Source organism: Pseudomonas edaphica (assembly GCF_965277385.1).
Classification (GTDB): domain Bacteria; phylum Pseudomonadota; class Gammaproteobacteria; order Pseudomonadales; family Pseudomonadaceae; genus Aquipseudomonas; species Aquipseudomonas edaphica.
Window position 1 is genome coordinate 5,434,271 of record NZ_OZ255725.1, and the last position, 11,264, is coordinate 5,445,534.

Genomic DNA, 11,264 nt, shown 5'->3' on the forward strand with positions numbered 1-11,264 from the left:
CCGAAACGGCTTTTCGGCCAAGTTTTTCGGTTTATTTGCCCACCGTTAGTCTTATTGCAATATTGATCAGCGACGGCAGGCAGGACGATTGCCTTGAAACCCGTCACATTCGCCACCACTTCTACAGCTATCATGGTTTTTTCCTGCAACCTGCGAAGACTATTCGCGGGTTGCTGAGCTATTTCGTCCCTGGCGGTTTCGAGTCTGGGGTGACTTCACGAGGTACGTTATGTCGGATTTCCAGCTCGTCACCCGTTTTGAACCCGCCGGCGACCAGCCCGAAGCCATTCGCCAGATGGTCGAAGGCATCGAAGCCGGCCTGGCGCACCAGACGCTGCTCGGGGTGACCGGTTCAGGCAAGACCTTCAGCATCGCCAACGTGATCGCGCAGATCAACCGCCCGACTCTGGTGCTGGCGCCGAACAAAACCCTGGCCGCGCAGTTGTACGGTGAGTTCAAGGCGTTCTTTCCGAACAACGCGGTGGAGTACTTCGTCTCCTACTACGACTACTACCAGCCCGAAGCCTATGTGCCGTCGTCCGACACCTTTATCGAGAAGGATGCGTCGATCAACGACCATATCGAGCAGATGCGGTTGTCGGCGACCAAGGCGTTGCTGGAGCGCAAGGACGCAATCATCGTCACCACGGTGTCGTGCATCTACGGCCTGGGCAGCCCGGAAACCTATTTGAAAATGGTGCTGCACGTCGATCGCGGCGACAAACTCGACCAGCGCGAACTGCTGCGCCGCCTGACAAGCCTTCAGTACACCCGCAATGACATGGATTTTGCCCGCGCCACCTTCCGTGTGCGTGGCGATGTGATCGACATTTACCCGGCCGAATCCGACCTGGAAGCGATCCGCATTGAGCTGTTCGACGATGAAGTCGAGAGCCTGTCGGCCTTCGACCCGTTGACCGGCGAGGTGATCCGCAAACTGCCGCGCTTCACCTTCTATCCGAAAAGCCACTACGTGACGCCGCGTGAAACCCTGATGGGGGCGATCGAAGGCATCAAGGCCGAACTGGTAGAGCGTCTGGAGTACCTGCGCGCCAACAACAAGTTGGTGGAAGCCCAGCGCCTGGAGCAGCGCACCCGCTTCGATTTGGAGATGATCCTGGAGCTGGGCTACTGCAACGGCATCGAAAACTACTCGCGCTACCTGTCGGGGCGCGAAGCCGGCGCCGCGCCGCCGACGCTCTATGATTATTTGCCCGACGACGCGCTGCTGGTGATCGACGAATCCCACGTCAGCGTGCCGCAGGTCGGCGCCATGTATAAGGGCGACCGTTCGCGTAAAGAGACGTTGGTGGAATACGGCTTCCGTCTGCCATCGGCACTGGATAACCGGCCGATGCGTTTTGACGAGTGGGAGGCCATCAGCCCGCAGACCATCTTCGTGTCTGCAACCCCAGGCAACTATGAAGCCGAACATGCCGGCCGTGTGATTGAGCAGTTGGTGCGGCCGACCGGGCTGGTGGACCCGCAGATTGAAATCCGCCCGGCGCTGACCCAGGTCGATGATTTGCTCTCGGAAATCACCAAGCGCGTGGCCCTGGAAGAGCGCGTGCTGGTCACCACGCTGACCAAACGCATGTCCGAAGACTTGACCGATTACCTGGCCGACCACGGCGTTCGCGTGCGTTATTTGCACTCGGACATCGACACCGTGGAGCGTGTAGAGATCATCCGCGACCTGCGCCTGGGTGTGTTTGATGTGCTGGTGGGCATCAACTTGCTGCGCGAAGGCCTGGACATGCCGGAGGTTTCGCTGGTGGCGATTCTGGATGCGGACAAGGAAGGCTTCCTGCGTTCCGAGCGCTCGTTGATCCAGACCATTGGCCGTGCCGCGCGTAACCTCAATGGTCGCGCGATTCTGTATGCCGACCGCATCACCGGCTCCATGGAGCGGGCGATTGGCGAAACCGAGCGCCGTCGGGACAAGCAGATCGCTTTCAACCTGGAGCATGGCATTACCCCGAAGGGCGTGTTCAAGGACGTCGCCGACATCATGGAAGGCGCCACCGTGCCGGGCTCGCGCAGCAAGAAGCGCAAGGGCATGGCCAAGGCGGCCGAGGAGAGCGCCAAGTACGAGAACGAACTGCGCTCGCCGAGTGAGATCACCAAGCGGATTCGGCAGTTGGAAGAGAAGATGTACCAGTTGGCGCGCGATCTTGAATTCGAAGCCGCCGCGCAGACACGGGATGAGATCGGCAAGTTGCGGGAGCGCCTGTTGGCTGTTTGATTTTTCGCTAGCCGGTCTGGCCTCATCGCGGGCAAGCCCGGCTCCCACATTTGATGTGTGAACACAGTCAAAATGTGGGAGCTGGCTTGCCTGCGATAGCGACACCTCGGTCTGCCAGAACCCCCCGCGCTGGTGTTACCATTCGCCCCTTGTTTCAATTTTCAGTTTTATCGCCCATTCGAGACCTGCCATGACCACCGTCCGCACGCGCATTGCGCCATCGCCTACTGGGGATCCCCACGTCGGTACTGCCTACATCGCCCTGTTCAACTACTGCTTTGCCAAGCAGCACGGCGGTGAATTCATCCTGCGGATCGAAGACACCGACCAGGTGCGCTCCACCCGTGAGTCGGAGCAGCAGATTTTCGATGCCTTGCGCTGGTTGGGCATTACCTGGGCTGAAGGCCCGGACGTCGGCGGCCCGCACGGCCCGTATCGCCAGAGCGAGCGCAGCGACATCTACAAGCAGTACACCCAGCAACTGGTCGACATGGGCCACGCCTTCCCGTGCTTCTGCACCGCCGAAGAACTCGACCAGATGCGTGCCGAGCAACAGGCCCGTGGTGAAACCCCGCGTTACGACGGCCGCGCGCTGCTGCTGTCCAAGGAAGAAGTGGCCCGGCGCCTGGCCGCCGGCGAGCCGCACGTGATCCGCATGAAAGTGCCGAGCGAAGGCGTGTGCGTGGTGCCGGACATGCTGCGCGGTGATGTCGAGATCCCGTGGGACCGCATGGACATGCAGGTGCTGATGAAGACCGACGGCCTGCCGACGTACTTCCTGGCCAACGTGGTCGACGACCACCTGATGGGCATCACCCACGTGCTGCGCGGCGAAGAATGGCTGCCGTCGGCGCCTAAACTGATTCTGCTGTACGAGTATTTCGGTTGGGAGCAACCGCAGCTGTGCTACATGCCGCTGTTGCGTAACCCGGACAAGAGCAAGTTGTCCAAGCGCAAGAACCCGACCTCCGTCACGTTCTATGAGCGCATGGGCTTTATGCCTGAGGCGATGCTCAACTACCTGGGCCGCATGGGCTGGTCGATGCCGGACGAGCGCGAGAAGTTCTCGCTGCAGGAAATGGTCGACCACTTCGACCTGTCGCGCGTTTCCCTCGGCGGGCCGATCTTCGATATCGAGAAGCTGTCGTGGCTCAACGGCCAGTGGCTGCGTGATTTGCCGGTGGAAGAGTTTGCCAGCCGTGTGCAGCAGTGGGCGCTGAACCCCGAGTACATGATGAAGATCGCGCCGCTGGTGCAGGGCAGGGTAGAGACGTTCAGTCAGGTCGCACCGCTGGCCAGCTTCTTCTTCGCCGGTGGCGTGAACCCGGACGCCAAGCTGTTTGAGTCCAAGAAGCTCTCCGGTGATCAGGTTCGCCAGTTGATGCAGTTGATCCTGTGGAAGCTCGAAAGCCTGCGCCAGTGGGAGAAAGATGCCATCACCGCGACGATCCAGGCAGTGGTGGAATCGTTGGAATTGAAATTGCGCGATGCCATGCCGCTGATGTTTGCCGCGATTACCGGGCAGGCCAGTTCGGTGTCGGTGCTCGATGCGATGGAAATTCTCGGCCCGGACCTTACGCGTTTCCGTCTGCGCCAAGCCCTTGATTTGCTTGGGGGTGTGTCGAAGAAAGAAAACAAAGAGTGGGAAAAGCTGCTGGGCGCTATCGCTTAAGCAGGCTGTTGTTACGACGAAACCCCGGTTTTCCGGGGTTTCGCCGGTAAGTGATTGTTATCCCGGCAAAAAAGTTTGGAAATTGTTGAAAATAAATTTGACACACTTCCAAACCGCCATTAAGATTCGCCCCGTCCTCACCGATGAGGGGCTATAGCTCAGCTGGGAGAGCGCTTGCATGGCATGCAAGAGGTCAACGGTTCGATCCCGTTTAGCTCCACCAATTTACAGGTTCAAGGTCTGGCCACACCGTCCTTGAATTGATCAGAACTCAGCTCTGATCGGTTGTACAGAAGGTTTTGTCCCCTTCGTCTAGTGGCCTAGGACACCGCCCTTTCACGGCGGTAACAGGGGTTCGAGTCCCCTAGGGGACGCCAGTTTCAACAAGCAGCTCGAAAGGTCTGCTGCGTCGCGAGACGAAAAATCCGGGGCTATAGCTCAGCTGGGAGAGCGCTTGCATGGCATGCAAGAGGTCAACGGTTCGATCCCGTTTAGCTCCACCAATTTTACAGGTTCAAGGTTCCGGCCACACCGTCCTTGAATCGATCAGTTCTCAGCACTGATCAGTGTATAGAAGGTTTGTGTCCCCTTCGTCTAGTGGCCTAGGACACCGCCCTTTCACGGCGGTAACAGGGGTTCGAGTCCCCTAGGGGACGCCACGATTACCCGCTCTGCGGGATTTTTAAGGGTCATTCAATTATTGAATGGCCCTTTTGTTTGTCTGGCGTTTGGCCAATTCTCTTCTCAGTGCCCCTTATTCTGTCCTGACCAGCGGTCATGCCTGTCGCTTGCTAAATATTATTATGGTAATAATATTCAACCCATGAGAGACGGAGGCTTTGATGAGCGATAAAAAAGCGCAAACCCGCGAACGCATTTTGCAGGCTGCCAGCGCGGCGTTGATCCAGCGTGGCCCGGCCGAACCGAGTGTCGGCGAAGTCATGGGCGCAGCCGGGCTCACGGTCGGCGGTTTCTACGCGCACTTTGAAAGCAAGGACGCGCTGATGCTGGAGGCCTTCACCCAGTTGCTGGCTCGGCGGCGTGCGTCGATCGACGACATGGACGCGCAACTGACCGGTGAGGAGCGCAGAAGCCTGGTGGCGGCGTTCTACCTGTCGCGCAAGCACCGCGACTCCACCGACCACGCCTGCCCGATCCCCGCCACCGTGGGCGAGATGAGCCGCCTGCCGGACGAGTTCCGCCTGGCGCTCAACGAGCACACCGAATTGATGGCCGCCCAGTTGGCCGCCAGCCCCGAAGACACCGACAAGGCCTTGGCCGACATGGCCTTGATGATCGGCGGCCTGGCGCTGGCTCGTGCGCTTGGCCCAGGTGAATTGTCCGACCGCGTGTTGCGCGCCGCCAAGTCGGCGGTGCGTTAAAGAGGAGTCGCATGATGGGCGCATTAACCTGGATTCGTGGTTTCCATGGCACCGTTGGCCGTTTGGCGCCGCGAACGGTGGCCAGCAAATTGCGCCGCACCTTCATGACACCGCGCAACTTGCCGCCGCGAGATTGGGAGCTGCCGCTGCTGGCGCAATCGGAGCGCATCACCTTGCGTTTCGGCTTGTCAGCGTTGTGCTGGGGCCAAGGCCCAGCAGTATTGCTGATGCACGGTTGGGAAGGGCGCCCCACGCAGTTCGCCAGCTTGATCACCGCGTTGGTGGACAATGGTTATTCGGTAATAGCCCTGGATGGCCCGGCCCATGGTCGCTCGCCGGGGCGTGAAGCGCATGTGTTGCTGTTTGCCCGCGCCATGCTCGATGCTGCCGCTGAGTTGCCGCCGCTGCATGCGGTGGTCGGGCATTCCATGGGCGGCGCCAGTGCGATGCTGGCGGTGCAATTGGGGTTGCGCACTGAAGCGCTGGTGAGCATTGCCGCGCCCTCGCGCTTCCTGGATGTGCTGCGTGGCTTTACCCGCATGGTGGGCTTGCCGCCGCGTGCGCGCTCGGCGTTTATCCAGGAGGTCGAACAGACCTTCGGCATGCCGCTCAAGCATCTGGATGTGGCCCACTACCAGATGAACCTGCCGGGGTTGATCGTGCACGCTGAAGACGACACGTTCGTCCCGGTCAAAGCCTCGCAAGCCATTCATGAGGCTTGGTTCGACAGCCGCCTGCTGCGCCTGGAGCAGGGCGGTCATCAGCGGGTGTTGGCCGATCCACGGGTGATCGAGGGTGTGTTGGCCCTGTTGGCCGGCAGTCGTTTACAGGAGCGGCAAACCGCCTGATACACTGCCCGGCGACATTCATCGACTGGAGCAAGGCATGGGCTGGGATCTGGCAGCGCCGTTTATCATCGACCTGCAGGTCGCCGCTGAAGATATCGACGGTCTTGGGCACGCCAATAATGCGGTGTACGTGTCCTGGCTGGAGCGTTGTGCGTGGCGTCACTCCCAGCGTCTGGGGCTGGACCTCACCGAGTATCGCCGGCTGGACCGCGCCATGGCCGTGGTGCGCCATGAGATCGACTACCTGGCGGCCGGCTACGAAGGTGACGAGTTGCAATTGGCCACGTGGATCGTTGACTGGGACCAGCGGCTGAAGATGACTCGGCGCTTCCAGTTGGTACGCCCCAGCGATGGTGCGACCCTGCTGCGTGCGCAAACCACCTTTGTTTGCATCGAGCTGTCCAGCGGCAAACCCAAGCGCATGCCCGCCGAGTTTCTCGATGGCTATGGCCCGGCCCTGACAGGGGGTTAACGGTTACTGTGGGAAACCCAGTAAACTGCGCCACGATTTTTGTTGAGTGTTTCCCATGCAAATTGCTTTGGCGCCCATGGAGGGGTTGGTCGACAACATCCTGCGGGACGTGTTGACCCGCGTGGGCGGTATTGACTGGTGCGTGACCGAGTTCATTCGCGTCAACGACCGCCTGCTCACCCCGGCCTATTTTCACAAGCTCGCCCCCGAACTGCTGCACGGTGCCCACACCGCAGCGGGCGTGCCGTTGCGCGTGCAGTTGTTGGGCTCGGACCCGGTGTGCCTGGCGGAAAACGCTGCGTTGGCGTGCGAATTGGGTTCCGAGGTGATCGACCTGAACTTCGGCTGCCCGGCCAAGACCGTCAACAAATCCCGTGGCGGTGCGGTACTGCTCAAGGAGCCCGAGCTGCTCAACCAGATCGTCGAGCACGTGCGCCGCGCCGTGCCGGCGCATATCCCGGTCACTGCGAAAATGCGCCTGGGCTTCGACAGCCCCGACGGTGCGTTGGTATGCGCCACGGCCCTGGCTGAAGGCGGCGCGGCGCACATCGTGGTGCATGCGCGCACCAAGACCGATGGCTACAAGCCGCCGGCCCATTGGGAGTGGATTCCCCGGGTGCAAGACGTGGTCAAGGTGCCGGTGTTTGCCAATGGCGATATCTGGAGCGTCGAAGACTGGAAGCGTTGCCGCGAAGTCAGCGGCGCCGAAGACATCATGCTTGGCCGTGGCCTGGTGGCCCGCCCAGACCTGGCGCGGCAGATTGTGGCGGCGAAGGCAGGCGAAGAGGTGGTAGAGATGACGTGGGCAGACATGCAGCCGATGCTCCAGGAGTTCTGGCGCCAATCGGTGGCGCAACTGACCGAAAAGCAGGCGCCGGGCCGTTTGAAGCAGTGGCTGGCGATGCTCACGCGCAACTACCCCGAGGCAGTCGAGTTGTTTACCGCGCTGCGCCGCGAAACCGGGCTGGAGCAGGTCAGCCGCTTATTGGGTATGAAGCATCCTGACCCGACGTAGTGAAGTGACCACCGCCGCCTTTGTTGCAAAAATGCTCCGTATTGAAAGATACGGAGCATTTTTGCATTTAAAGGTATTACCGAGGCGGCTCACCTGGCTTGAAAGTTGGCGTTTTTTTTGCCGGTTGAAGCTTTTTTAGTGCTGGAAAGTAACAGGCGCTATCGGCCAGCGTTCAGTAGTTACTACAGGGTTGTTCTGGAAAGTTAGTGTTTTTTTTATTCGCGCAATAGGTGTTGCGAAAAGTGTTTCGCTGAGTGCGGTATAGCATACGGTGTCATTTTACTGGTCGGCTAATTATTTCTCTTAATTGCAGTCTTGGCAGTTTATAAGTGCATGTGTCCGTCGTCATGCGGTTAGGGGCGAGCGACGTCTTGGTTTTTTGTGAATAACTACGGGGAAAAGTCCTAAAGGTTGATTTGGTTTCCTTATATGAAGCGCGATTTCTGGAACTCAATAATCTCGCGCTCCACAAAAGTGGGGACTGTGAAGCAACGCGGTTGCTTGCAGCACTTAAAACAACTGTCGCTGTTCTAGGTGTTTAATTGCCAAGGCTGCGCTTAATTAGGAAATTGTTAATGTCTTTTTCGATCAATAACTCGCCCTTTATCAAAAATGATGCGTTGCCCCTTGACTCGAAACCGTCAAAACGTCCCGATGTCGGCACGACGCTAAGCATGTCCGGGGCTGGTTTTGGGCATACTCCTTCCGCCCCTAAAACTGAATTTTCCGCAACGCTGCAGCGTGACGGGTTGAATAATGCCGGCGTGCTCACGAAACTGTTTGATATGTTTGATCAACTTATCAGTGCCATGCGTGAGATGTTTTCGGGCAGAGCTGAAATAGCTAATCGATTGCCTCAAACCAATAGCACGGTCCTCGCCAAACAGGACCCAGGCGTTCAGATCGTTGCGACGGCGCACACTAAATCGCAGGTGAAGGGTTCCACTTCCGAGACTCAATCGAAAAGCAAACTGGAAGATGGCGCGCAGCAAAAGGACGCAGCCGTTGCAGGCGACCAAACCAAAACGACAACGCAAACAGGCCAGTTGCTTAAGAACACTGCGGCTGTAGAAACTCAATCGAAAAGCAAACTGGAAGAAGGCGCGCAGCAGAAGGACGCAGCCGTTGCAGGCGCCCAAACCAAAGCGACAACGCAAACAGGCCAGTTGCTTAAGAACACTGCGGCTGTAGAAACTCAATCGAAAAGCAAACTGGAAGAAGGCGCGCAGCAAAAGGACGCAGCCGTTGCAGGCGCCCAAACCAAAACGACAGTGCAAACAGGCCAGCCGCTTAAGAACGCCACGGCTGTAGAAACTCAAACGAAGAGCACGCTGGAAGAAAGTTCGCAGCACAAGGACGTACACGTTGCAGGCGTTCAAACCAAAGAGCGGCTGCCAGTCGGTGTGTTGTCCAAGGTTATATCGGATGTTGCGAACCAACTGAAAAAGAAGTCGAGTGAGGATTCGCATCAAGCAGAAACGCGTGCCCCCGGGCTCCGTGTTTTACCTCAGGCACATGAACCCGGCATTAATGTGATAACTGAAGCAAACCCACAGATCAAAGTGGAAGTTAATGTCAACCACTGCCACTGCCCTGAGACCTCGGGTGACGCCGGCAAGGCCTCGCGAGCCGTCGCCGGTGTGACGTCCAAGACTAACGCGCCTTTGCCGCCTGAAAAGCCAGTACTGACTGATAGTGTGGAAGGGCACGTAAAGTCAGTCATCACTGAGGGCCAGAACAGTGAGCTCGTCACTGAGGCCAAGGACAGTCATGTCGAGACGGCCAAGACCGATGGCAAGGACGCAAAGCTCGTTACTGAGGCCAAGGACAGTCATGTCGAGACGGCCAAGACCGATGGCAAGGACGCAAAGCTCGTTACTGAGGCCAAGGACAGTCATGTCGAGACGGCCAAGACCGATGGCAAGGACGCAAAGCTCGTTACTGAGGCCAAGGACAGTCATGTCGAGACGGCCAAGACCGATGGCAAGGACGCAAAGCTCGTCACTGAGGCCACGGACAGTCATGTCGAGACGGCCAAGACCGATGGCAAGGACGCAAAGCTCGTTACTGAGGCCAAGGACAGTCATGTCGAGACGGCCAAGACCGATGTCAAGGACGCAAAGCTCGTCACTGAGGCCACGGACAGTCATGTCGAGTCGGCCAAGACTGACGGCAAGGACGCAAAGCTCGTCACTGAGGCCACGGACAGCCATGTCGAGTCGGCCAAGACTGATGGTAAGCACGGCAAGGACGGTGAGCACGATTCCGATCACCTTACCGGTCTGCGCCGTAGCCGTGATGAAGTCGCGGAGTCTGAAACCTCTGGCACGCGCGAGGCGACCTTGGAGGTAAGCACCCAGACCAAGCGTGGTGTAACCAGCCCAGGCCCTGCTGAAAATGAAAGTGATCGCTGGAACCAAGACTTCTCCAGCCGCTCCCGGCTGAGGAACTGACACCCGCCAGGGTGTTTTTACTTCGCCGATAACGCCGCGTTTCCCCGGGCCCAAGGTTCGGGGAAACGTTTGAAAAACGTGGAGCAAGTCATAGTGTATTACCGAATTGATAACAGTGCTTACCCAGATGTGCGTCAGCTGCCAAGCATGGATTTGCATGGCGCACCCAATGAGCGCGCGTCCTTTTACACGCCAAAACATGCCGGTTCGCGGTGGAGCTCGGTGCCGGTGCCCAGTGATAGGCCTGGGCAACATAGGGCTCAAAGCCTGGTGGACAGGGTTGCCGCATTTTTAGCGCAATTGGCCAGTGGTCCCTCGCAGCCAAAGGCTAAGGTCTTTCCCGATGTGCCCCCACAACCCCAAGTGAATCCCCAGGCGGTGAGGCGTGCCGCGCCAGCTGACTCGGCGCCCGTGCTGACTTGCGTGCCTGCGCAGGCGCATGGAGGCGATATCCCGGGTTTGTCCGATAAGCGTAATGGCGCAAAGCCTTTGAATATTTGGAGTGGGTTCCGTCAGGGGCCAGGCGGTAACTGTGCCACGGTAGCGACGATCAAGGCTGCCATGCACACATTCGGTCAAAGCCCGACAGACATCTACCGCGAAGTCAGGCGGCTGGACGGTGGTTATCGGGTAACGATGCGCGACAATTACACGCTCACATTGACCGACCGAGAGTTGGCAGTCGCCTCGCGCGCTTCGCAGTTCATCGGCCCCGATAAAGGCATGCTCAAGGATGCGCACTTTTTATTTGCCGTCAGTGCCAAGCGTGCACACGAGGAGAACAACGACACAACGGCGGGTGAGAGCTTTGACGCGGGTGTGGAGAGTTTGAATGATGGTGAGGATGAGGAAAAGCCTGGCGAGGGCTTCCTGCGGTTAGGGCTAATTCACTATATGAAAAACGTCAGCGTGCGTGAGCTTGCCGAAGGTCACGTGGGCGTGAGTAATCGGCGGGGGCACTCGGTAGCAGTCATAAATGGCCTTGAAGAGATCTGGGGGCGGCCCGGGGCTGAGCCTCGGCGAGGGGAGGCTGTGGCACTCAAGCGCACTCCTTGCTGTCAAGGCCTGGCCTCGCTGGGCGCGAATGATCAGGTAATAAAAGATAAGCGTTGACCGTAACTTTCTACTTATCGCAACTCATTGATTTAACTCTTCTTCTCAACGTGTATTGATTGAC

8 protein-coding genes and 4 tRNA genes are annotated in these 11,264 nt (G+C 58.5%); all 12 read left to right on the forward strand.

Annotated features, from left to right (window positions below; all coding sequences use genetic code 11):
• Positions 1-229: 229 nt before the first annotated feature.
• The 12 genes from uvrB to ACQY47_RS24820 all read left to right on the forward strand — a co-directional run bounded on the left by uvrB (position 230) and on the right by ACQY47_RS24820 (position 11,200).
• Positions 230-2,245: an excinuclease ABC subunit UvrB gene (gene uvrB, locus ACQY47_RS24765; protein WP_099548995.1), complete on the forward strand. Its 2,016-nt coding sequence runs from the start codon at positions 230-232 to the stop codon at positions 2,243-2,245.
• 190 nt (positions 2,246-2,435) lie between these two features.
• Positions 2,436-3,917, forward strand: coding sequence for a glutamate--tRNA ligase (gene gltX, locus ACQY47_RS24770; protein WP_017138727.1), 1,482 nt, complete (start codon positions 2,436-2,438; stop codon positions 3,915-3,917).
• Positions 3,918-4,064: 147 nt separating this feature from the next.
• A tRNA-Ala gene (locus ACQY47_RS24775) sits at positions 4,065-4,140 on the forward strand.
• Positions 4,141-4,218: 78 nt separating this feature from the next.
• Positions 4,219-4,294 (forward strand) — tRNA-Glu (locus ACQY47_RS24780).
• A gap of 50 nt (positions 4,295-4,344) precedes the next feature.
• Positions 4,345-4,420: transfer RNA gene (locus ACQY47_RS24785), tRNA-Ala, on the forward strand.
• Between the two features lie 80 nt (positions 4,421-4,500).
• Positions 4,501-4,576, forward strand: a tRNA-Glu gene (locus ACQY47_RS24790).
• Positions 4,577-4,759: 183 nt separating this feature from the next.
• Positions 4,760-5,299, forward strand: coding sequence for a TetR/AcrR family transcriptional regulator (locus ACQY47_RS24795; RefSeq protein ID WP_017138728.1), 540 nt, complete (start codon positions 4,760-4,762; stop codon positions 5,297-5,299).
• 14 nt (positions 5,300-5,313) lie between these two features.
• Positions 5,314-6,147: an alpha/beta hydrolase gene (locus ACQY47_RS24800; RefSeq protein WP_017138729.1), complete on the forward strand. Its 834-nt coding sequence runs from the start codon at positions 5,314-5,316 to the stop codon at positions 6,145-6,147.
• Between the two features lie 37 nt (positions 6,148-6,184).
• On the forward strand, positions 6,185-6,619 hold the full coding sequence (locus tag ACQY47_RS24805) for an acyl-CoA thioesterase (RefSeq protein WP_138814668.1): 435 nt from the start codon (positions 6,185-6,187) through the stop codon (positions 6,617-6,619).
• A gap of 55 nt (positions 6,620-6,674) precedes the next feature.
• Positions 6,675-7,634, forward strand: coding sequence for a tRNA dihydrouridine synthase (locus ACQY47_RS24810; RefSeq protein ID WP_236460725.1), 960 nt, complete (start codon positions 6,675-6,677; stop codon positions 7,632-7,634).
• A 575-nt stretch (positions 7,635-8,209) separates the two neighbouring features.
• Complete coding sequence (locus ACQY47_RS24815) at positions 8,210-10,087, forward strand: hypothetical protein (protein WP_428552738.1); 1,878 nt, start codon at positions 8,210-8,212, stop codon at positions 10,085-10,087.
• 93 nt (positions 10,088-10,180) lie between these two features.
• Positions 10,181-11,200, forward strand: a complete 1,020-nt coding sequence (locus ACQY47_RS24820; RefSeq protein ID WP_428552741.1) for a hypothetical protein — start codon at positions 10,181-10,183, stop codon at positions 11,198-11,200.
• Positions 11,201-11,264 lie beyond the last annotated feature (64 nt).

What these genes read in the sequence shown, in the direction of transcription:
- ACQY47_RS24800 (WP_017138729.1), top strand. Translation starts at nt 5,314, where the DNA reads ATGGGCGCATTAACCTGGATTCGTGGTTTCCATGGCACCGTTGGCCGT.
- gltX (WP_017138727.1), top strand. Translation starts at nt 2,436, where the DNA reads ATGACCACCGTCCGCACGCGCATTGCGCCATCGCCTACTGGGGATCCC.
- ACQY47_RS24810 (WP_236460725.1), top strand. Translation starts at nt 6,675, where the DNA reads ATGCAAATTGCTTTGGCGCCCATGGAGGGGTTGGTCGACAACATCCTG.
- ACQY47_RS24815 (WP_428552738.1), top strand. Translation starts at nt 8,210, where the DNA reads ATGTCTTTTTCGATCAATAACTCGCCCTTTATCAAAAATGATGCGTTG.
- uvrB (WP_099548995.1), top strand. Translation starts at nt 230, where the DNA reads ATGTCGGATTTCCAGCTCGTCACCCGTTTTGAACCCGCCGGCGACCAG.
- ACQY47_RS24795 (WP_017138728.1), top strand. Translation starts at nt 4,760, where the DNA reads ATGAGCGATAAAAAAGCGCAAACCCGCGAACGCATTTTGCAGGCTGCC.
- ACQY47_RS24805 (WP_138814668.1), top strand. Translation starts at nt 6,185, where the DNA reads ATGGGCTGGGATCTGGCAGCGCCGTTTATCATCGACCTGCAGGTCGCC.